Raw genomic sequence first — 22,276 nt, forward strand, 5'->3', positions numbered from 1 at the left:
GCGGCTTGACAGGCCGTGGCAAACGCTTAGTCTTTGCCCGGTTTTCCGCCGGGGAGCCGGCTTTTCAGGAACGCAATCTGGCCCCGGTGGTTCGATTCGTGTTCGCAGACGTGGAACCACTTCCAGTAGACGTTGATCGATTCTTTCTGCGACCAGACCGGGTCGACGGCCAGCAGCCACTTGTCGTTTTTGGTTTTGAGCAGGTCGAGCGTCTGCTGGCGCACCGAGGCCAGTTTGTCGAGGTAAAACGACAGCTCGTGTCCCTTGATTTCCCGTCGGCCGGTATCGCCCAGTTCCATGGCGGCATTCCACTCGGCTTTTTCGGCGTCGTTGAATTCCTGCCGGCCTTCGAAGGTGTTGATCTGGTAGAACTTGTCGACGGCGGCCAGGTGCAGCAGCAGGGCGCCGATGCTGTTGGCATTGGCATCGAAGAGGTGATCGAGCTGCGCCATGGTCAGGCCCTTCACCGACCGGACAATGGTGTCGCGGTTGTAGTTGAGCATCGACACCAGGGTGCCAATCTGGGGGGAGTAGCCTTTGAGCGGGCCAATAACGAGCAGACTATCGGCGGGAGCCGCGCCCAGGGCGGGGGTGGGCAGGCCGGCCGGAAGCGCAAGGCCGGTGGCAGCTGCCAGGCTGCCCGCTACGAATTGCCGGCGGGAGAGAGAGTCGGGGAGAAGGGACATGATGATCAGGAACAGAGCTGGTTTAGGGTAAAAAGATACTGCACCCCGGCCAACAAACCCGTTCTTTTTGGGTGAACGGCCATTTCGCCCTACCCAGCGGCCAGACCGTTTATCCGGCCGACAGGCCGAAAAACCCGGTCTGGGGCAAGCCAGGCATTTCTGTTCGTACCTTGCGGTCTTTCAGACGCTCATCACAACGCATTATGCAGTTTCTTCGCCTGTGGTTGCTGGCTTCGGCCAGCCTGATGGCCACCTACGCAGCCGCCAAACCCACCCCCACGCTCCAGTACGAGGTGAACCTCAACGACCGTAAAGACGATCAGTTCAAGGTGACCCTGCACGTGACGGGGCTTACGGCCGACAACGCCGTTTATCAGTTTGCCTCGACGGCTCCCGGCACCTACCAGGTCATGGACATTGGCCGCTACGTGCGGGCGTTCAAAGCCCTCGATGGCAAAGGGAAAGAAGTGGCCACCCAGCAGGTTTCGACCAACCAGTGGAAACTGAGCCAGCCCGAAAAAGTCCGGACCATCACGTACAGCATTGCCGAAACCTGGGATACGCCCGTTACCGAGCATAAACCCTACAATATGTGCGGCACGTCGATTGAAGCCGACCACGTGCTGATCAACGGACAGGGAGTCTTTGGCTATCCGACCGGGCTGCAGGGTAATCCGCTGACGGTGAAGCTGGCGTACCCTGCCGAATGGATGGTTGGCACGGCGCTCGACAAAAACGACAAGGGCGCCTTCGTGGCCGACAATTATGACCGGATGGTCGACTCGCCCATTCTGCTGGGCCGGCTCACCAAAGCAACCACCAACGTGGCCGGGGCGCAGGTCGACCTCTATACGTATTCGAAAACCGACAAAATTAAATCCGACCAGCTGCTGACCAACATGCAGGCCATGCTCAATGCGGCCGGTCAGTTTCTGAAGCAGCTGCCCGTCAAGCGTTATACCTTCCTCTACCATTTCGAAGACCAGGACTGGGGCGCGTGGGAGCACTCCTACAGCTCGGAGTATGTAGTGCGCGAAGACGAATTTTCGAAAAAACTGGCCGACAACATGACGTCGATTGCGGCCCATGAGTTTTTCCACGTCGTGACGCCCCTCAACATCCACAGCGAGATTATTCAGCAGTTCAACTTCGTTACGCCCACCCCGTCGGAACACCTGTGGCTCTACGAAGGCGTTACGGAGTGGGCCAGCGATGCCATGCAGCTGCGGGGCGGCATCATGGACCTGCCGACGTATTTCGGCGAGCTGACCCAGAAAATCGGCCAGGATAAAAGCATGGACACCACCTACAGCCTGTCGAAGCTGGGGCTTACCTGTTACACCGACGAGGGGCAGCGCCAGTACGGCAACATCTATGCCCGGGGGGCGCTGGTAGCTGGTCTGCTCGATATCCGGCTGCTCGAACTGTCGGGGGGCAAACGCGGCCTGCGCGAGGTAATCAATGAACTGGCCACTACCTACGGCCCCAACCGGGCGTTTCCCGAAAAAGACTTCTTCGCCATCTTTACCCAGAAGACCTACCCCGAAATCGCCGATTTCTTCAACCGGTACGTGAAGGCAACGGAGCCGCTGCCCTTTGCCGACTACTACGGCAAGCTGGGGATCGTGTACACACCGGCTCAGGCAACGGGCGATAAAGCCGCCAGCCTCGGGATGCGCCCCGGCGTTACCGACGGAAAGTTTTACCTGGCCCAGCTCGACCCCGCCCTCGTGGCGGCCGGCCTGCAGGATAAAGATGAATGGGTCGGTATCAACGGGCAGAACCTGACGATGGAAACCCTGCCCGCTATTCAGAAAACCTTGCGCAGCCTCAAACCCGGTGAAACCTACCAGATGATGGTGCGCCGGAACGGACAGACGGTGACCGTGACAACCCCCGTACTTGAGAAAGAAGTGGTTAAGCGGTACCAGTTCAGCGTAAACCCCAGCGCTACGCCCGAGCAGGTGAAACTGCGCGAAGCCTGGCAGCGTAACAGCTAAAGGCAGGGCTGAACCCTTTATGGCCTCGCGCCTAATCAGCGGGAATTGCGCTTTCGGGCGCAATTCCCGTTTTTTATTGGTTACTTTCCGGTTACGTTGTCGGCCGAACCAACCAGGGGGTGCTTCCGGTTACCTGAGAAAAGGGCTATTGTTCGGCTGTACGGAGGGCCTGCTTCCTGAAAAGTGTGTATGAACAACCAACCTATCGGTGTTTTTGATTCTGGTTATGGCGGCCTGACGGTACTGCGTGAGATTGTCCGTCGGATGCCGCAATACGATTACCTGTACCTGGGCGATAACGCCCGAACGCCCTACGGCACGCGCTCATTCGATACCGTTTACCACTACACGCTCGAGTGCGTTCAGCACCTGTTCAGGCAGGGCTGCCGCCTGGTTATTCTGGCCTGCAATACGGCCTCGGCCAAGGCGCTGCGGAACATTCAGCAGCTCGACCTGCCCCGGCTGAGCGTGCAGCTCGACGGACTGGCCAACTCCCGCATCGATGCGCCCAGCCGCCGGGTACTGGGCGTGATCCGGCCCACGGCCGAGCTGATTGGTCAATATACCAAAACGGGTCAGGTTGGCGTATTAGCTACACCCGGTACCGTCTCGTCGGGGTCGTACGTGGTCGAAATAAAGAACCAGTTTCCGGAGCTGGCGGTATTTCAGGAAGCCTGCCCAATGTGGGTGCCCCTGGTCGAAAATGGGGAATATGCCACGCCGGGTGCCGACTATTTCGTGCAGCAGCACATCGATCGCCTGATGGCCCAGTCGCCCCAGATCGATACGCTGCTGCTGGCCTGTACTCACTACCCGCTGCTGCTCGACAAAATTCAGCAGGCTGTGCCGCCGGGTACGACCGTGCTGAGTCAGGGCACTATTGTGGCCAACAGCTTGTCGGAGTATCTGGCCCGCCATCCGGCCATCGACCGGCAGTGCAGTAAAAACGGCCGGCGCCAGTTTCTGACCACCGATGCGCCCGCCGACTTCGACCGGAAAGCATCCCTGTTCTACGGCGCGCCGGTTCGCTCGAAACAGCTGGTGCTCTAGCCTGGCCTCTGAGGGGACGCCCAACCGGGTAGACCAGGGGGGGGGGGCACCGGCCCGTTTGGCTCGTTGCTGACCGCTTTGTCAGTCACCAGGCCGAACGGGTGACCCGTTTCAGCGCCCCGGCGTCAAAACATATGTTCGATGCCGGTAAATAGGACAACGGGTCGATACGGGTATGGGTGGGTAATATTCTAGTACTTTGGTAGGAATTCTGGGACAAAACTTGTCGCTGGGGGGCCTGCTGGTCCGGTTAATTTGTACTGAGCCAAGCATGGAAGCTGTAACGATTCTGATTGTTGAGGATGAAGCGGTGTTGGGGATGGATCTGGCTTATCGGCTCGAGCAGCTGGGTTACCTGACCGTCGGGCCCGTGGATAACGGCCCCGATGCACTGCTGGCGTTCGCCCAGCACCCCATCGATCTGGTGCTGCTCGATATCCACATCCGGGGCGACTGGGATGGCATCGAAACTGGAATGCGGATGCGGCAGATTCGCCGGGTGCCGCTTATTTTTCTGACCGCCATGACTGATGATCCCACCATTCAGCGGGCGCGGCAGGTGGGGCCATCGGCCTACATGATCAAACCCTTTTCCGATCTTAACCTGCGCATCGCCATCGATCTGGCCGTCGATACGATGATGCCGGCGCTGCCCGAGAGCCGGCCCGTCGATGAGGTCCCTGAAGAACCACAGGCCAGAGCCGGCGCCGAGCCGGGCCGGGGCGAAATCATTATGCTCAGTCGCAACCACGTGTTTGTGAAGCAGAACTATCGCTTCATCAAATTCCCGCTGGCCGACATCGTGTACCTGCAGTCGGAAGGCAATTATACCGACATTATTACCGACAGCCAGAAATACACGCTCCGGCTCGTACTGAACCGGGTACTCGAAAAAATGCACACCCACCCCCTGGCCCGAACGGGCATCGTGCGGGTACACCGGTCGTTTGCGGTCAACGTCCGGCGGGTCACTACCTTCAGCGAACACGAAGTGCAGCTCGATGCCCACACCATACCCGTTGGCCGCAGTTACCGCAGCGAATTACTCAAGGGTGTCATGGATGCCTGACCAGCAGCCGCCGTGCCGCGCAGCCTGATGGCCGTTCCGGTCAAAATTCGTATCTTTGTGGTATCAATCTGACCAGAGAATTTACGCATGATCAACGTATCTAACGTCTCGCTTCGCTATGGTAAGCGGGTGCTGTTTGACGATGTAACCATAAAATTTACGTCCGGTAACTGTTACGGCGTTATCGGGGCCAACGGAGCCGGCAAATCGACTTTTCTTAAAATTCTGTCGGGCGAGATCGAACCCCAGACGGGTTCGGTCAGCATGACCCCCGGCGAACGGATGTCGGTGCTCAACCAGAATCAGTCGGCCTACGATGAGTTTCCCGTGCTGCAAACCGTTATTATGGGCAACAAGCGCCTGTATGACATCATGCAGGAGAAAGACGTACTGTACGCCAAAACCGACTTTACCGATGCCGACGGCGAGCGGGCGGCCGAACTCGAATCGGAGTTTGCCGAGATGAACGGCTGGGATGCCGAGTCGGACGCGGCCAGTCTGCTGTCGGGGCTGGGCATTAAAGAAGACCTGCACTACGCGCTGATGAGCGATCTGAACGGATCGGAAAAGGTGCGGGTGCTGCTGGCGCAGGCGCTGTTTGGCAACCCCGATGTGCTGCTGCTCGACGAGCCGACCAACAACCTCGACGTGGAGTCGGTAAGCTGGCTCGAAAACTTCCTGGCCAATTTCAGCAACACCGTTATCGTGGTTTCCCACGACCGCCACTTCCTCGACCAGGTCTGCACCCAGATCGTCGACGTTGATTTCAGCAAGGTGAAGCTGTTTGCCGGCAACTATTCGTTCTGGTACGAGTCGAGCCAGCTGGCCCTCAAGCAGCGGCAGGACCAGAACAAGAAAACCGAAGATAAACGGAAAGAACTCGAAGAGTTTATCCGGCGCTTCTCGGCCAACGCATCGAAGTCCAAACAGGCTACCAGCCGGGCCAAGCTGCTCGAAAAACTAACGCTCGACGATATTCAGCCTTCGTCGCGCAAGTATCCGTTCGTGCATTTCAAGCCCAGCCGCGAGCCCGGCGACCAGATTCTGACCGTCGAAAACCTGACCTATACGGCTGAAGACGGCAACAAGCTGTTTGAAAACGTGTCGTTTACGGTCAATAAAAACGATAAGATTTTCCTCTACAGCCGCGACGGACTGGCCGTGTCGGCGCTGATGGATATTCTGGCCGGCGAGCGCAAAGCCGACTCGGGAACGTTCCGCTGGGGCGTTACCATCACCATGTCGTATTTCCCCAACGATACCGAAAAGGAGAAGTTCTTCCAGACCGACCTGAACCTGGTCGACTGGCTGCGGCAGTATTCGGAGGAGAAAGACGAAAGCTTTATCCGGGGCTTCCTGGGCCGCATGCTGTTCTCGGGCGAAGAGTCGCTGAAGAAAGCCACGGTGCTGAGCGGGGGCGAGAAGGTGCGGTGTATGCTGTCGAAAATGATGCTGTCGGGTGCCAACATGCTGATGCTCGATGAGCCGACCAACCACCTCGACCTCGAATCGATCGAGTCGCTCAACAACGGCCTGATCGACGTAAAGAGCCCCATTCTCTTTACCTCGCACGATCACCAGTTTGTGCAGACCATCGCCAACCGCATCATCGAGATTACCCCGGCGGGTATCATCGATAAACTGATGACCTACGACGAGTTCCTGACCGACGACCGGGTGAAAGCCCAGCGTGAGGAACTGTACGCAGCCGTCGCCTAAGATCCACGCGTCTGCTCCGGCACGGTTTAGCTGGCCTGTGGCCGCCCGCACTATTCCGGTGTCGGCGACCGCAGGCCAGTTTTTTTTAGTACTTCGGTCCGCATTCCGGTTATGTGTTCAGATAAACGAAAGGCCTGTATGCAAACCGTTGATGTGATCGTAGTAGGAACCGGCTCGGCCGGAAAAACCGTGGCGCAGGCTGCTGCACAGGCCGGTCGGTCGGTGGTTATTGTCGACAAGGAGCCCATGGGCGGCACGTGTTCCCAGCGCGGCTGCGACCCTAAAAAAATACTGGTCGGTGCCGCCGAACTGGTGGCCCGCACGCACTGGATGACGGGCAACGGAATAGCGGCCCCCGCCCGCATCGACTGGCCCGCGCTGATGGCGTTCAAGAAAACCTTTACCGATCCGATTCCCGAACGAACGGAAGCGCAGTTTAGCGAGCAGGGTATTGAGCTCCGGCACGGGGTGGCCACCTTTACCGGGCCCAACCGCCTGCGGGTGGGCGAAACCGAATACGAAGCCGGCCAGATTGTGCTGGCTACGGGCGCCCGACCCCGCCCGCTGGGTGTTCCGGGCGAACCCCTGCTGATCGACAGCACGGCGTTTCTGGAACTGCCCCGCCTGCCGGCCGATCTGGTGCTGGTGGGGGGCGGCTACATTGCGTGCGAGTTTGCCCACGTGGCCGCGCATGCCGGCAGTCGCGTCACTATTCTGCACCAGGGCGCGCAGTTGCTGGATGGGTTTGATCCCGATCTGGTGGCGTTGCTGGCCGGGTTGATGGCGCAGGATGGCATCACGATCCAGCTCAACGCCCGCGTGGTGGCCATAGACGGCCAGGCCGGCCAGCTGACCGTGCGCTATGAGCAGGCAGGAACAACCCACGCTCTCGACACGGCACTGGCGGTGCATGCCGCCGGCCGCGAACCCGACGTGGCCGATCTGGCCCTCGACAGGGCGGGGGTAACCAGTGGGGAAAAAGGCATCGTTGTCAACGAATTCCTGCAAAGCGTATCGAACCCGGCTGTCTACGCCTGTGGCGACGTAGCCAATAAAGGGTTACCGCTCACTCCGCTGACCTCGTACGAGGGTAAACTCGTGGCGCACAACCTGCTGAACGGCAACAGCCGCACCTACGAAGAGCAGCCCACGCCCACCACGGTGTTTACGATACCTCCGCTGGCGTCGGTGGGGCTGACCGAAGCGCAGGCGCGGGCCCGGCACCGGGACGTGCACGTAGCCTGGCAGGCCACACCCGACTGGTACAGCAGTCGCCGGATCGGTGAGCCTGTGTCAGGTTTCAAAACGCTGGTCGATGCCGATACAGGGCTGGTGGTGGGCGCGCATCGGCTGGGGTTTGGCAGCGAAGAGGTCATTAACCTGTTTGCCATGGCCATGCGGCACGGCATCACGGCCGAAGCACTGGGCAAAACCCGGTTTGCTTACCCGACCCACGCGTCGGATATGGCGTCGATGTTGCCGAAAGACTGAAAAAAGGTGAATAAGGCCCCCCGATTTTAACAGGATACCTATTTTTGCGGTTCAACTTACAGCCGGTCGGACACCGGTCAACCTAAACCCAGCGGGCCGGCCGTTCGGACCGGCGGGGCTATTGAGCCGCCGGCTGACCAGCGCAGGCGGGAACTAACATAACAGCACGATGCAAACGTACCAGAATCTATTAGAGGCCAACAAGGCCTGGGCCAAGGGTCAGCTCGACCAGGATATCAGTTACTTCGACGTCCTGGCGTCGGGTCAGCAACCTGATTTTCTCTGGATCGGCTGCTCCGACAGCCGTGTGCCGGCCGAAAGCGTGACGGGGGCCAAGCCGGGCGAAATCTTCGTGCATCGAAACATCGCCAACCTGGTCATCAACACCGACATGAACCTGCTGAGCGTACTCCAGTATGCGGTGGAGGTGCTGAAAGTGAAGCACGTGATCGTGTGCGGCCACTACGGCTGCGGTGGGGTAAAGTCGGCCCAGACAGCCAACGACCTGGGGCTGATTAACCACTGGCTGCGGAGCATCAAAGACATCTACGCGGTCAATGAAACTGAACTGGATGCACTGCCCGAGGGCGAAGCGCGCACCAACCGGCTGGTTGAACTCAGTGTGGTACAACAGGTTAAGAACCTCGCCAAAACGGGGGTGATTCAGACCGCCTGGAAGCGGGAACAGCGCCCCATGATTCACGGGTGGGTGTTCGGCCTCGATTCGGGGCTGATTACCGAACTGGTAACCCTCGATCATACCTACGAGATGCCGGCCATCTACCGGTTCGATATCTCCGACGAGGTCGTACCGTACCACTGAGTCCGGGGTAATTGGCTATCAGGCCAGCGTTGTCTCAAAATCAGACGGGTTTTTCAGCGCCTGGTGGATGGGGCAACGCTCGGCAATTTCGAGCAGACGGATACGCTGCTCGTTGGTTAGGTCGCCGGTTAGTACGATTTGCACGGTAAACGTCGATCGGCCGGCCAGCGGGTCGCTGCTGAAGCCGACATGGGCCACGGCAGCCTCGAGGGGCCAGCCTTTGCGATCGGCATACATCCGCAGCGTCATCACGGTGCAGGAGCCCAGCGCACTGGCGAGGAGTTCGGCGGGGCGCATGCCGCGATCCTGCCCACCGACATCGACGGGTTCGTCGGCCACGACGACCTGATTGCTGGTAGTGAGGTGAGTTTCGTAGGGCGTGCGGCCGATGTGGGCGGTAACGTTGACCATAGCTTGGTAAATAAACGGAGGGTGGCCGGAAGGCCACCCTCGTTGTTTAGGGGAAAGAAAGTATCAGCGGCCGGTCCACTCGGCCGGATTCTGACGCCACTGCGCCAGCGAGTGGCGGGCATCGGCCGGAATATAGTCGAGCGCGCTGGCTTCGGTCAGCAGCGCGTCGTAATCGCTCAGGCAAACCAGCGGCACCTGTTTCTCGGCAAAATTCTGGTCGGCAACCGGGAAGCCGTAGGTGAAGATGGCGGCCATGCCCAGCACCTCGGCACCAGCGGCCCGCAACGCGTCGACCACCTTGAGCGAACTGCCGCCGGTCGAGATCAGATCTTCGATCACGACGACGCGCTGGCCGGCCGCCAGGTGGCCTTCAATCTGTTTGCCCATGCCGTGTTTTTTAGGCTCGGGCCGCACGTAGCAGTAGGGCAGGTTCAGCACATCGGCCACGAGGGCTCCCTGCGGAATCCCCGCCGTGGCAACGCCCGCAATGACCTCGACCTGCGGAAACTGGGCCCGGATGGCATCGGCCAGGGCCTGCTTGATAAAGGTGCGGACGTCGGGATAAGCCAGCGTGATCCGGTTGTCGCAGTAAATGGGCGATTGCCAGCCCGAACTCCAGGTGAAGGGTGAGTCGGGCTGCAGCCGGACGGCTTTTACCGCCAGCAGGTGCCGCGCCACCGTTTGTTTGGTTGTCAGTGTATCCAAAAGCGTACTAGTTGTGGTTCTGCAAGGTTGATGGCCGGGCCTAGTCGGCATGCCGGCGCACGTTGACCGTATCGATGCGGGTACCGTTCATCGACATGATCGTGAACGTAAAGGGGGTAAACTCGATAATATCGCCTACCCGGGGCAGGTCTTCGTTGGTGGCCAGAATCAGACCGCCAAGCGTATCGTAGCTGCCCTCCGGAATTGCCCAGCCGTATTTTTCGTTGAGGTCGTCGATCTCGTGGCGGGCGCTCAGCAGCCAGGTGTGCTCGTCGAGCTGCCGCTCTTCCCAGTCTTCGTTGGAGTCGTATTCGTCCTGAATTTCGCCGAATATCTGCTCCACCATATCCTCTACGCTGACAATGCCGGCCGTGCCGCCAAACTCATCGACCACCAGGGCAAGGCTCTTGCGCTCCGACAAAAACCGCAGCAGCAGATCCTGGGCGGGCATGCTCTGCGGCACGGTGATAATGGGGGTGATGATCGACGCAATGGTATCGGGTTTGCGAAACAGCGCCAGCGCATGGCAGTAGCCCACCACATCGTCGATGGTATCGCGGTACACCAGAATTTTGGAATGGCCGCTGTCCTGAAACAGGTGCTGCAGCTCGTCGATGCTGTCGTCGAGGGCAACGGCGGCAATCTCGGTGCGGGGCACCAGGCAGTCGCGAACGCGCACATCGCGAAACTCAATGGCGTTGTTGAAGATACGGGTGTCGACCTCCACGTCTTCCTGCTTGTCGGCGGCCTGGTTGAGCTGCTGCAGGTAATGGTTGAGGTCGGTGAGGCCAAAGACGGGCCGGATCTCGGGGTTTTTCTTACCGAGGCCGTAGCGGATCAGCAAGCGGGCCAGGCCGACCAGCACCCGGATAATGGGCGCAATGGCGCGGTAAATGACCCAGAGCGGCACGGCCAGCCGTTCCAGAAACCGGTCGGGATGAATCAGCGCCAGACTTTTGGGCAGGTAATCGGCCACGGGCAGAAAAACAACCGTCAGAATCAGGGTCTCGAGTCCGATCAGCACAAACTCATGGGCGGCCCAGGCGGGGGGCAGTGCGCTGAGCAGCAGCGGGTTCAGGACGGTAACGCCCAGCACCGTGTAGATGACCAGAAAAAGGGTATTGCCCGTGAGCGTAGTGCCCACAAACAGAATGGGGTGCCGCAGAAACTCCGAGACGAGTTTTTCGCCCAGGGGCCCCTGTTTGCTGTGTAATTCAAAGTAAAGACGGTTGACCGAGACGTAGGCCATTTCGACAGCCGAGAAAAAACCGGCCAGTACCAGCGCGAGCAGCGCACCGAACAGAAGCGCGTACGATTCCAACAATGAGAGGGGTTTGCTGAGTATAGCGGCAAAACTACGACCTACCCTCCGGATCGCCGTTATGCCGGGTCTAATTTCCCGACCACTCAGTAGCGAACAATCACCATTTAACCGATTTTGTTTCGCCGGCGCGATGGACCTGACTAGGTTTACCCCGGTACGGCACCCGCCGGCCACCTCCCTAGTCAATGAACCGTATGTCGATTCTCGAAACCCACCACATTGTTAAGCAGTATGCCGGCCACCGGGCGCTCGATGATGTCAGCCTGGCCGTTCCCCAGGGCAGCATCTTTGGCCTGCTGGGCCCCAACGGAGCGGGCAAGACCTCGCTGATCCGGATTATCAACCAGATTACCGCGCCCGACGCCGGCGAGGTGCTGCTGCTGGGCGAACGACTCAAGCCCGCCCACATCCGTAACATCGGTTACCTGCCCGAAGAGCGGGGCCTCTACAAGAAAATGAAGGTTGGCGAGCAGCTGCTGTATCTGGCCCAGCTCAAAGGGCTCAACGAGCGCGACGCCATGGAGAAACTGAAGACCTGGTTCATCAAGTTCGACATCAAAACCTGGTGGGACCGGCAGGTCGAAGACCTCTCCAAGGGTATGCAGCAGAAGGTGCAGTTTGTGGCTACGGTCATGCACGAGCCCGACCTGATTATTCTGGATGAGCCGTTTTCGGGTTTCGACCCCATCAACGCCAACCTCATCAAAGACGAAATTCTGGAACTGCGCGACCGGGGCAAAACCATTATTTTCTCGACCCACCGCATGGAGTCGGTTGAGGAACTATGCGACCACATTGCGCTCATCAACCGCTCGCACAAGGTGCTCGACGGCTCGAAACAGGCCATCCGGGAGCGTTTTCGCACCCACACCTACCGGATCGAGTACCAGGGTGACCTGGGCGAGCTGCCTGATGCCTTCGTGGTCGAAGCGGCCCTGCCGACACCCGACGGATTTAACCGGGCCAACGTGCGTATTCCGCCCAACGCGTCGGTCAACGACCTGATTCGCCCCCTGCTCGACCGCGTCACCCTCCGTTCCTTCGGCGAGAACATCCCCAGCATGAACGACATCTTCATTCAAACCGTAGGGCAGGAGGGGTAGCCGGTGCCTGAGCGAATGAGTGAATGAGTGAGTAGGTAACTGATCAGATTGCCTGCACTTGCTCATTCCCTTGTTCCGATGTCACTCAACCACTCAATCACCCAATCACTCACCGAGTCATGCATACCATCTACCTCATTATCAAGCGCGAATACCTGGTTCGGGTGCGCAAAAAGTCGTTTATCGTCATGACCATACTGGGGCCGCTGCTGATTGCGGCTTTCTATGGCGTTATCGGCTGGGCCGCCGTCAGTTCGATCGACCAGAAAAAAGTAAGCGTTGTCGACGACAGCGGACTATTTGTCGATAAGTTTACCAACACCGACGAAACGGTGTTTTCGTACCAGAAGCAACCGCTGACAGCCGCCAAGAAGCAGTTTCTGAAGGCGGGTTACGATGCCCTTGTTTACATTCCGAAGGATGTGATCGAGCAGCCCAAAACGGTGCAGATCTTTGCCGAGAAAAGCGTGAGCATCGACCTCCAGAGCAATGTCGAGCGCGCCATTTCCAAAGAAATCGAGACCATCAAGCTTAGTCAGGCCGGCATTACCCAGAAGGTGATTCAGGATGCCAAAGTAAACGTCGATGCCCAGACCATCAGCGTGAGCGAAGACGGCGAAAAAAGCAGCAGCTCCATTGCCACGTCGATTATCGGGGGTTTCTGCGCCATGCTGATCTATATCATGATGCTGATCTACGGCACGCAGGTGATGCGGGGCGTGATGGAAGAAAAAACGAACCGCATCGTCGAGGTTATCATTTCGTCGGTGAAGCCGTTCCAGCTCATGCTGGGCAAGATTCTGGGCGTGGCGCTGGTGGGTCTGACCCAGTTTCTGCTCTGGATCGTGCTGACTACGGCGCTGCTCTCGGCGGGGTCGGCCATGCTGGGTAAATCGCCCCAGGAAACGGCCAAATCGGCCGTCAGCGCCCGTATGAGCGCCATGCCCGGCGTGTCGGCATCGGACCGGAAAGTGATGGAGCAGAAAATGGCCGCCACCACGAGCGAGGGGCCAGCCGCCAACATCATGAAGGCCATCGATACGCTCAACCTCCCGCTTATCATCGGCTGCTTTCTGTTTTACTTCCTGGGCGGCTACCTGCTCTATAGCGCTCTGTTTGGGGCGGTGGGCGCGGCCGTCGACAACGAGACCGAGACCCAGCAGTTTATGTTTCCGATTATGCTGCCCATCATTGCCGCCATCGCCTTCGCCCAGTTTGTGGTGCGCGACCCCGACGGGCCGCTGGCGTTCTGGACATCCATGATTCCGTTTACGTCGCCCGTGATCATGATGGTTCGAATTCCGTTTGGCGTGCCGGTCTGGCAGCTGGCGCTGTCGATGAGTCTGCTGGTGCTGGGCTTCATCGGTACCATCTGGATGGCGGCCCGCATCTATCGCGTTGGTATCCTGATGTACGGCAAAAAAGTAACCTACAAAGAGCTGTCGCGCTGGGTATTCTACAAAGGATAGCCGGTTGAACAGAACCCAAAAAAAAGCCGACCCCAGCGGGTCGGCTTTTTTGTTGAACAGCGTTGGCCCGCGCCTAAAAACCGATGTTGGCGAGCAGCAGCCGGAAAAACGGCTGCCCCGTATCGACGTTCAGACCAGCCCGGACCCCGACTTCAAGGGTTGTCCGGACGCGGAGCACGTTAAAAACCATCGACAGGTCGGCCCCGGCCGACTGCGCCCGGTAGGTGCTGGCACTGGCCAGGTCGTAGAACAGGGCTCCCTTCAGACGCTGCACATACAGCCACCGCCCCGCCGACCAGTGGGTGTCGGCCAGCGGAAGCAGGTAGTCGGCACTGGCGGTGGTGAGGGTGGGGGCGCTGATGTACGACAGCCCGCGCGGGTATACCACGGCAGCCCCGAACCGGTAGCTGTCGCCGGTGCCCTGCTGCTGGTAGCCGCCCCGCAGGCGCAGGCTGTGGTGTTTGCCCAGCCCCGGTACATAGAAGCTCCCGGCTACCGCCAGCTGACTCGCCTGCAGCCGACCGCCGAAGGGCGTATACCGGTAGCTGACCGACAGCGCCTGTGCCCAGCGCGGGGCTACATCGCGTTTGCTCTGGCGCAGCGCCTGACCTATACTCAGGCCGTAGGCCAGCGCGTTGAGCGAACCCGCAAAGCCCACTTCTGTAATCGACCGAACGGGGAGGTCGTAGCCCGTTACCTGCAGGTAGTTGTAGAAAGCCGATGCCGTCAGCGACCGGATGTAGCGGGAGTTGGTGAGCTGCAGGGGGAGCCGCATACCCGCCGACAGCTGGTTGTATTGCCACCGGTCGGACCGGAGCGAGTCGAGGGGTGTGGCGCGGTCGATGTAGAGCGAGGTGTTGCGGCTGCCCCGCTGGAACGACAGGTCGAAGACGGGGTAGAGGCCCTGGTAGCTCAGCTGTGCGAAGGCGCTGCCTACCCGCTCAGCCTGGTCGTAGGCTACCCCCACGCCGATCTGGGTGGTGCTGAGCAAATCCTGCGAACTGACGCCCACCGTCAGCTGCTGCCCCGTCGAGTTCAGGACCGGCCCCCACGCGTAGGGATTGATGAGGTGGCCGAGCCGGCTAAACCGCCGGGCGGGTGGCCCTGCCGGCGCGGGTAGCGTATCGGCCAGGATGGCCCGGCCCGCCACGGCGCTGCTGTCCTGCCGGGGCAGGGCGTCGTAGAGCCGGTTGGCTGGTGTCAGGTCGTCGGTGGTTGTGGGGGGGAGGGGTGTCCACTGCGCGGGGTCGGCGGGCATCCGGGCAATGCGCGCGCCGGTCGCGGCAAAATCGTCGAACGCCAGTTCGCGACCCGAGGGCGACAGGGTGGCGTGGTAGGCCCCCAGCGGCCGCGAACTGACCTGAAACGTCTGTCCGGTCCGGGTATCCACGGCGTAAAGGTTGTCGATACCCGAGCGGGGCGAGTTGAACAGCACGTAGGTGCCCATCGGCTGCGGGTGGCTGAGGTTGTCGTTCCGGCGGGGCAGCAGGTCGCGCGCCTGCCCGGTGTCGAGGTCGATCTGCTGCAGGGTTTTGCGCCCGTTTTTAAGCCAGACCACCACAAGGCTCCGCCCGTCGGCCTGCCAGCGGGGGTGCTGATAGAAGGCTTCGTCGGGGTTGGGCAGCGTCCGCAGGATCGTTCCGGTTCGGGCGTCGAGGATACGCAGGCGCGTCTGCTGGGTGGGCAGGTTGTCGACTACGACCAGTTGGCGGCTATCGGGTGAGAGGGCCACGGCGGTGTAGCGGCTGCGGTGGGTCAGCCGGGTGAGGTGGCCCGTGCGCAAATCGAGCAGCCGGACGTTGCTGTAGGTACGTTGCCCCCAGCGCGGGTCGTAGCCGTATTCGATCCAGCTCACCGTGGTTGGGGTGGCCGACAGCAAACCCGGATCGTTGGTGAAGCCCTGCACGTGAAGCAGGCGCTCGGGCCGGCCGGGCTGCAGCAGCACCAGCCGGGGGGTATCGCCCAGTCCACTCTTCACACAAACGAGCGTCGAGTCGGTGAGGTACTGCGGGTGCTGGTAGCTGGTAAAGATGGGTCGGTTTGTGGCCGCTCCTTCCGCCGTAACGGGCAGGGCCAGGCTGGCTAGTGTGAGCCGGAGGCCGGCCTGCTGTTGGGCCCAGCGCCGGCTGGCATCGGTCAGGGCCTGGTCGTACAGCTGCTCGACCGACAGCCCCGGTTTGCCGTCGGTTGCCGTTTCGTCCGCAACGCTTTTCGAGAAGCGAAAGAACCACGGGAAGCGCCGGTAATTACGATCGAGCACCCGGCTCCAGCGGTCAGGGCCGTACGTGCGTTTCAGGTAGTTGGTCAGTACATAACCCAACACGTAATGGTTGGGCACATTGTCGCGGAAGGAGCCGCCCACGGCTTTGGAGTAGCTGAACCGGAGGCCGGCCCGTTCGTTGGCGCGCATACCCAGGTCGAAGGCCGGAATGCGCCCCCGCCCGCTTGTACTCAGCAGCGTTTCGGTACCCACCGCGTCGCCTTCGGCAAACCAGTCGGGCACGGTCAGCAGCGGCACGTAAAGGCCGGTGTTGCCCAGCAGTGTAAACAGCACTCGCCCGTAGTGCTGGAGCGCCTTGTCGTCCTGCACCACGTGCCGAAACTCATGCACCGACAGCTGGTCGAGCCAGTTGTAGGTGCCGAGCAGACTGGGGTCCTGGGGCGGGGTAGTGCCAAACTCCGACCGGCGGGGGTAAAGGGTCACGAACGCATTGCTGACGGTCGACTGATTCTGGAGCAGCACCGACACGGGGCGGGGGCGTTTGCCCAGCGATGCGCTGACCGGACCCGACAGCCGCTCGAGCCGGCTGGCCGTCTGCCGGGCCACACTGTCGAAACCGGCGGGATAAAGAATCCGAAAGTGGGGTGTGTTGAGCTGATACCAGCGCAGCGAAGTCGGGTTCTGGTCGAGTACCGGCAGGAGCTGGGCCCGGGCCCGTACCCCGATCACGAGGGTCAACAGCAGGAGCAGGGGTGTTTTCATAGCAGTTAGCTGCAAATGTATTCGCTGGTGACATCTTCCTGCTTTAAATCTGTTTACTTTACATATTCCGTACATATACCAAATATCCCGACGTCCTCAATGGAAACGTATTACAACCCGGCCGACCTGAAAAAATTTGGCAACATCAGCGAATACCAGAAAGAGATGGCCGATAAGTTTTTCTCTTACTACGGTACCGTGTTTGCCGAAGGTGCCCTGACGGCCCGTGAAAAATCATTGATTGCCCTGGCCGTTGCCCACACCGTGCAGTGTGCCTACTGCATCGATGCCTATACCAACGACACGCTGGAAAAAGGCTGCACCGAAGAGCAGATGATGGAAGCCGTGCACGTGGCAGCCGCCATCCGCGCCGGCTCATCGCTGGTTCACAGCGTTCAGATGATGAATAAAGTTAAACAGGTGTCGATGTAGGCAGGGGGTGTCGCCCACCCGGCGACCTACCTGCCATCCTATCGGCAAACCGTAACCCCGTTACCATGAAAAGTTTAAAAGCCAGCGGTCATGGGCTCTCGAGTGCCTCGGCTCAGATCGATCTGCTGGAACAGCAGGTACGCGACCAACCCAACCGCCTGACGTTCCGCGATCAACTCCGGGAAGTCGGTCTGTTTCCCCTGCGCCCTTCCGAACTCGGTATTCTGCAGATTAACGTGGGCAAGATGTGCAATCAGGTGTGCAAGCACTGCCACGTCGATGCCGGCCCCGACCGCAAGGAAATTATGACGCGCGAAACGATGCAGCAGTGCCTCGACGCGCTGGCCGCTACCACCATCCAGACCGTCGACCTGACGGGGGGCGCGCCCGAAATGAATCCCGATTTCCGGTGGTTCGTCACCGAGATCAAAAAGCTGGGCCGCCACGTGATGGTGCGCTGCAACCTGACGATTATCGTGGCCAACCCCAAATACCACGACCTGCCCGAATTTTTCCGGGATCATCAGGTCGAGGTTGTTAGTTCGCTGCCGTTCTACAATGCCGACAAAACCGACCGGCAGCGGGGAAAAGGGGTATTCGAAGACTCGATTCGGGCGCTGCGGATGCTGAACGCTGTAGGCTACGGAATGCCCGGCTCGGGGCTGACGCTCAACCTCGTTTACAACCCGGCGGGTGCTTTTCTGCCTGGTTCGCAGGAGGGACTCGAGCAGCAGTTCAAACGCGTACTGAACGATGAGTTCGGTATTGTTTTCAACAGCCTGTTTGCCATTACCAACATTCCCGTGAGCCGCTACCTCGATTACCTGGTCGCGTCGGGCAACTACGATGCCTACATGGAAAAGCTGGTCACGGCGTTCAACCCGGTGGCCGCCCAGGGTGTTATGTGCCGCTCTACCATTTCGGTGGGCTGGGATGGGCAGCTGTACGACTGCGATTTCAACCAGATGCTCGAACTGCCGGTGGCCACCCCGGGTCGTCACATCAGTCAGTTCAACGGCGAGCGGCTCCTGAACCGGACTATCGTAGTCAATGAGCACTGCTATGGCTGCACGGCCGGCGCCGGTTCGAGCTGTGGCGGAGCCACGGCCTGACCGAATCTGCTCGTCTGGCTGCTACATCGCTTTTACAGACGCGCCCCGCCGGGTATCCGGCGGGGCGCGTCTGCGTATACTGGATTGATGAATGCTTCGGCTCAGTTACTTAAAGCCGCTTGACAACGAAGTCGATGAGTTTGCGGACGCGATCGGTGTAGGGGGGGTAGATGAATTTCATGGTGCCGAACTCGCGTTTCATCACCCCGCGCAGGTTCGAGAACTCTTCGAAACTGTAGTGCCCGTTCGACTTGCCCAGGCCGCTGTTGTTGACACCACCAAAGGGCAACTCGACATTGCTGAACTGAAGCAGGACATCGTTGACAACCGTGTCGCCGGCCGAGCTCCGGTCCAGTACGTACTGGGTCCGCTGCCGGTCGTTGCCGTGGATGTAGAGGGCCAGCGGTTTCTCGCGCTGGTTTATCACCTGCAGGGCCTCGTCGAGAGTACGGTAGGACAGCACGGGCAGCAACGGACCGAAAATCTCTTCCTGCATCACCCGCATGCTGTCGGTCACCTGGTCGAGCACGGTAGGCTCGATAAAGTTGGTCTGCTCGTTTATCTGCCCGCCGATGGCTACGGTAGCCCCCTGCGCAACGGCATCGTCGAGCAGGCCCCGTAACCGCCGGAAATGACTGGCGTTGACGATACGGGCGTAGCTGTCGGATGCTTCGACCGGTTTGCCATCGGGACTGTACATCCCCGCTATTGCCGTACGCAGAGCCTCCATAAACGGCGCCCTGATCGATTCGTGAACCAGCACGTAGTCGGGGGCAATGCAGGTCTGTCCGTTGTTGAGGCATTTGCCCCACGCCAGCTGACTGGCGGCCTGCTGTACGTTGGCGGATGCATCGACAATGGCGGGCGATTTACCCCCCAGCTCGAGCGTGACCGACGCGAGGTGTTTGGCCGCGGCAGCCATCACGATGCGCCCCACGGCGGGGCTGCCCGTAAAGAAAATATGGTTGAACGGCAGGGCCAGCAACTCGGTCGATACCGATGCATCGCCCTCAAACACCGCTACTTCGTCGGGGGGGAAGAGTTCCGAGAGCATCCGGCGGATCAGCCCGGCTGTGTGGGGCGTCAGTTCGGATGGTTTCACGATAACCACATTGCCGGCCGCCAGCGCCGACACCAGCGGCCGGATGCTGAGCACGAAGGGGTAGTTCCAGGGGGCAATGATGAGTACGTTGCCTTTCGGCTCGTGGATCAGCTGACTGCGGGTGCCGATCAGACTCAGGGGCGTGGGCAGCCGCTTCGGTTTCATCCACTGGCTGAGGTGCCGGATTGTGTAGCGGATCTCGGCGTGCACGGCCATCAACTCGCCGAGCATCACTTCTGCCACCGGTTTTCGAAAATCGTCGTACATGGCCCGGTGAATATCCGGTTCGTGGGCAATGATCCAGGCCTGAATCCGCCGAATGCGGGCAATGCGTTCGGCGGCCGTGGTCAGGGCCATGGCGGGCGCATGTCGGCGCTGGGCAGTAAACACAGCGGCCATACCGGGGCGCTGGTCGGTAGTGAGTGGGGAGGAGGTTAGCATTGTGGCGGTTACGGGGGTTGGATTTGTCTTACTGAGTCAAGTAAATATACAAAAAACGGGTGCTTGGGGCGCGTCTTGTTATTTAAAATGTGAAACGGCTATCTTTAGCAAAACTTTAGCAACCCGTTATCGGATGACCCTCGTTAGCGAAAATATACGCTACCTGCGCAAATTGAACGGCCTCACGCAGGAGCAGTTTGCCCGAAAAATAAACATTAAACGCTCGCTTTTGGGTGCTTACGAAGAAGCGCGGGCCAATCCCAATCAGCAAAATATGATGGCGATTGCCCGGGCGTTCAATACAACCATTGAATTGCTGACCCGGCAGGACCTGCGCAAGCTGCGGGAAACGCCCAACCTGAGCATTCCACTGGGTCACGGCAGCGCACCGGCCCGCGTCGACGGGTCCGCTATCCGGTCAGACGGTAAGCTCGAAGCCGACGATGACGATCCATTTCAGCACCCCGACTTTCCCGATATTTTTGCCGCGCCCGACCCCGAGCCGACAACCCCGGCACCCCAGCCGCTGGCCCAGGTGCTGAACAAGTTTTACCAGCCACCCAGCCCCCGCGAGGCCCGGCCGGCGCCCGTGCCGCCCGTCATTACGCCCCCGGTGCGCCCAACGGCCGAGCGTGTCGTGCCGGAAGGGCAGTCGGCAACGGCGTTTCAGCCGGTACACCTCGATGGGCCCGGCCGGTCGCCCGTCGATCGGCTCTTTGGCCCGTCCGACCCCGCACCCGTGGTGCCAGCAGCGGCTCCGGTGCCCCGGCCCGCGCCGGCACCTACCCCCACGTTCAACAGAAGCTACCCTGAGCCGGGCGCGCCCGCGGTTGTACCGGGACAGTCAGCTTCAGGCCCTGCCATTCCGGTGATTCGGCAGGCACAGCTGACCGAATATGCGCAGCGTTACCAGCAACCCGACTTTATTCAGCAGCAGCCGGCCATGCAGCTGCCCCACCTGCCGGCCGGGCAGTACCGCGCTTTCGAAGCCGGCGACGACTTTGCCTTCCCGGGCGCCCTGCTCGTGGGGCAGTTCGTGCGGAACTGGTTCGACATTGCCGATGGTAAGTTCTACGTACTGCTCATTGGGCAGCAGGGTATCTGCAGCCGCCGGGTCTATAACCAGGTCAAAGTAAAGGGCTCGCTGCTGCTGAGCGCCGACCGGGCCGATATGCCAAACCAGGAAGTACTGCTGAAAGACGTGCTGGAAGTATGGGAAGTCTGCGCGTTCGTCAGTCAGCAGTTGCCGCAGCCCGTACCCAACACCGACCGACTCCGTCAGCTGGTCGATGAACTGCGTTTCGAGGTAGGCCGGTTCTAACCAATAAAAAAGGTAGTCGGCCATTCGTACCGAAACGGATGGCGCTCTGAGAATTTAATCGTTACTTTGAAACTCTGGTAATCTTATAGAGTTATCAGGGTGACTACCATCATCCGCGGGTGAGGTGGTCGGTCTACCTTCCTCTTTTGAACGGGGCTCCGGTGCCGACAGTCGACGAGGCTGGCTGGCCGGAGCCCCTACCTGTTTAGCGGTACGCAATCGGCCCGGCCTGCGTATCTTTGCACTCTCTATGCGTTATTTTCTCGAACTGGCTTACCGCGGCACCCACTACCACGGCTGGCAGCGACAGCCCAATGGCGTCAGCGTGCAGGAGGTACTCGAAACGGCCCTCAGTACCATTCTGCGTCAGCCTACGGCGCTGGTTGGCAGTGGACGCACCGATGCCGGTGTACACGCCGGGCAGCAGTTTGCCCACTTCGATACCGAAGCCGTACTGCCCGATACCCTGCTGCGCTCGCTCAACGGCATGACAGCCTCCGACGTGGCCGTTTATGACTGCTTTCCGGTTGGGCCCGACGATCACGCCCGCTTCACGGCTACCTATCGCTACTACCAGTACCAGATCGTTCGGCGCAAAGATCCGTTTCGGGCCGATCTGGCCTACGTGTTCGCGCACCCGCTCGATGTGGCGGCTATGAACCAAGCCGCGGCCACGCTGCTCCGCCACACCGACTTCGAAAGCTTCAGCAAAGTGAAGACCGACGTAAAAACCTTCAACTGCCGCATCGACCGGGCCGAGTGGGTCGAGCACCCCAACGGCGACCTGACGTTTCATGTCCGGGCCGACCGTTTTCTGCGGGGCATGGTGCGCGCGCTGGTGGGTACGTTGCTGGCGGTGGGGCAGGGGCGGCTGTCTGTGGCCGGCTTCGAATCCATCATCGTGGCCCGCGACCGGCGCCGGGCGGGCCGGGCTGCCCCCGCCGAAGGGCTGTCGCTCGTTGAAGTGGGCTACCCGGATTCGGTATTCATCCACCGGTCGGCCGGGTTAGGCAATGCGCCCGAAAAAACGTAAGT

Annotated in this window: 17 protein-coding genes and 1 pseudogene; 12 read left to right on the forward strand and 6 right to left on the reverse strand. The window is 60.2% G+C overall.

Features of this window, described 5'->3' with window-relative positions; genetic code table 11:
- Positions 1 to 26: 26 nt before the first annotated feature.
- A complete protein-coding gene (locus ACYVAC_RS19990) occupies positions 27 to 686 on the reverse strand; it encodes a DinB family protein (protein WP_461099567.1) in 660 nt (219 codons plus the stop codon).
- Between the two features lie 203 nt (positions 687 to 889).
- Here ACYVAC_RS19990 and ACYVAC_RS19995 point away from each other — a divergent pair, with 203 nt between their 5' ends.
- The 6 genes from ACYVAC_RS19995 (at position 890) to ACYVAC_RS20020 (ending at position 8,838) form a co-directional block, all read left to right on the forward strand.
- Complete coding sequence (locus tag ACYVAC_RS19995; protein WP_461099568.1) at positions 890 to 2,686, forward strand: M61 family metallopeptidase; 1,797 nt, start codon at positions 890 to 892, stop codon at positions 2,684 to 2,686.
- A gap of 189 nt (positions 2,687 to 2,875) precedes the next feature.
- Positions 2,876 to 3,736, forward strand: coding sequence for a glutamate racemase (gene murI / locus ACYVAC_RS20000; RefSeq protein ID WP_461099569.1), 861 nt, complete (start codon positions 2,876 to 2,878; stop codon positions 3,734 to 3,736).
- A gap of 271 nt (positions 3,737 to 4,007) precedes the next feature.
- Positions 4,008 to 4,805 carry a response regulator gene (locus ACYVAC_RS20005; RefSeq protein WP_461099570.1) on the forward strand — a complete coding sequence of 266 codons (798 nt, stop codon included), beginning with the start codon at positions 4,008 to 4,010 and terminating at the stop codon, positions 4,803 to 4,805.
- Positions 4,806 to 4,892: 87 nt separating this feature from the next.
- Positions 4,893 to 6,524 (forward strand): ABC-F family ATP-binding cassette domain-containing protein, encoded by a 1,632-nt coding sequence (locus ACYVAC_RS20010; RefSeq protein ID WP_461099571.1) that lies wholly within the window; start codon positions 4,893 to 4,895, stop codon positions 6,522 to 6,524.
- 138 nt (positions 6,525 to 6,662) lie between these two features.
- The gene (locus tag ACYVAC_RS20015) at positions 6,663 to 8,015 is read left to right on the forward strand and encodes a dihydrolipoyl dehydrogenase family protein (protein ID WP_461099572.1); all 1,353 of its coding nucleotides are present in this window, start codon (positions 6,663 to 6,665) and stop codon (positions 8,013 to 8,015) included.
- 169 nt (positions 8,016 to 8,184) lie between these two features.
- On the forward strand, positions 8,185 to 8,838 hold the full coding sequence (locus ACYVAC_RS20020; RefSeq protein ID WP_461099573.1) for a carbonic anhydrase: 654 nt from the start codon (positions 8,185 to 8,187) through the stop codon (positions 8,836 to 8,838).
- Between the two features lie 18 nt (positions 8,839 to 8,856).
- Here the strand turns inward: ACYVAC_RS20020 and ACYVAC_RS20025 are convergent, their stop codons facing one another.
- From ACYVAC_RS20025 to ACYVAC_RS20035, 3 genes are all read right to left on the reverse strand, one after another.
- The gene (locus ACYVAC_RS20025; RefSeq protein WP_461099574.1) at positions 8,857 to 9,249 is read right to left on the reverse strand and encodes an OsmC family protein; all 393 of its coding nucleotides are present in this window, start codon (positions 9,247 to 9,249) and stop codon (positions 8,857 to 8,859) included.
- Between the two features lie 63 nt (positions 9,250 to 9,312).
- Complete coding sequence (pyrE, locus tag ACYVAC_RS20030) at positions 9,313 to 9,954, reverse strand: orotate phosphoribosyltransferase (protein WP_461099575.1); 642 nt, start codon at positions 9,952 to 9,954, stop codon at positions 9,313 to 9,315.
- Positions 9,955 to 9,994: 40 nt separating this feature from the next.
- The gene (locus ACYVAC_RS20035; RefSeq protein ID WP_461099577.1) at positions 9,995 to 11,275 is read right to left on the reverse strand and encodes a hemolysin family protein; all 1,281 of its coding nucleotides are present in this window, start codon (positions 11,273 to 11,275) and stop codon (positions 9,995 to 9,997) included.
- Positions 11,276 to 11,472: 197 nt separating this feature from the next.
- Between ACYVAC_RS20035 and ACYVAC_RS20040 the strand changes: the two genes are divergently transcribed.
- Positions 11,473 to 12,381: an ABC transporter ATP-binding protein gene (locus ACYVAC_RS20040; protein WP_461099578.1), complete on the forward strand. Its 909-nt coding sequence runs from the start codon at positions 11,473 to 11,475 to the stop codon at positions 12,379 to 12,381.
- Between the two features lie 119 nt (positions 12,382 to 12,500).
- Positions 12,501 to 13,850, forward strand: a complete 1,350-nt coding sequence (locus ACYVAC_RS20045) for an ABC transporter permease (RefSeq protein ID WP_461099580.1) — start codon at positions 12,501 to 12,503, stop codon at positions 13,848 to 13,850.
- A 73-nt stretch (positions 13,851 to 13,923) separates the two neighbouring features.
- On the opposite strand, the gene ACYVAC_RS20050 is transcribed toward ACYVAC_RS20045, so the two are convergent.
- Positions 13,924 to 16,833 carry a TolB family protein gene (locus ACYVAC_RS20050; protein ID WP_461099581.1) on the reverse strand — a complete coding sequence of 970 codons (2,910 nt, stop codon included), beginning with the start codon at positions 16,831 to 16,833 and terminating at the stop codon, positions 13,924 to 13,926.
- A 99-nt stretch (positions 16,834 to 16,932) separates the two neighbouring features.
- Here ACYVAC_RS20050 and ACYVAC_RS20055 point away from each other — a divergent pair, with 99 nt between their 5' ends.
- Positions 16,933 to 17,265 (forward strand): arsenosugar biosynthesis-associated peroxidase-like protein, encoded by a 333-nt coding sequence (locus tag ACYVAC_RS20055; protein WP_461099582.1) that lies wholly within the window; start codon positions 16,933 to 16,935, stop codon positions 17,263 to 17,265.
- Positions 17,266 to 17,330: 65 nt separating this feature from the next.
- Positions 17,331 to 18,377: an arsenosugar biosynthesis radical SAM (seleno)protein ArsS gene (gene arsS, locus ACYVAC_RS20060; protein WP_461099583.1), complete on the forward strand. Its 1,047-nt coding sequence runs from the start codon at positions 17,331 to 17,333 to the stop codon at positions 18,375 to 18,377.
- Positions 18,378 to 18,486: 109 nt separating this feature from the next.
- Here arsS and ACYVAC_RS20065 read toward each other — a convergent pair.
- Positions 18,487 to 19,935 (reverse strand): annotated as a pseudogene (locus ACYVAC_RS20065) (aldehyde dehydrogenase family protein); the annotation flags it as partial.
- 118 nt (positions 19,936 to 20,053) lie between these two features.
- Between ACYVAC_RS20065 and ACYVAC_RS20070 the strand changes: the two are divergent.
- Positions 20,054 to 21,241 carry a helix-turn-helix transcriptional regulator gene (locus ACYVAC_RS20070; RefSeq protein ID WP_461099584.1) on the forward strand — a complete coding sequence of 396 codons (1,188 nt, stop codon included), beginning with the start codon at positions 20,054 to 20,056 and terminating at the stop codon, positions 21,239 to 21,241.
- 250 nt (positions 21,242 to 21,491) lie between these two features.
- Positions 21,492 to 22,274 carry a tRNA pseudouridine(38-40) synthase TruA gene (gene truA, locus ACYVAC_RS20075; RefSeq protein ID WP_461099585.1) on the forward strand — a complete coding sequence of 261 codons (783 nt, stop codon included), beginning with the start codon at positions 21,492 to 21,494 and terminating at the stop codon, positions 22,272 to 22,274.
- Positions 22,275 to 22,276 lie beyond the last annotated feature (2 nt).

It is taken from the genome of Spirosoma luteolum, assembly GCF_054778875.1.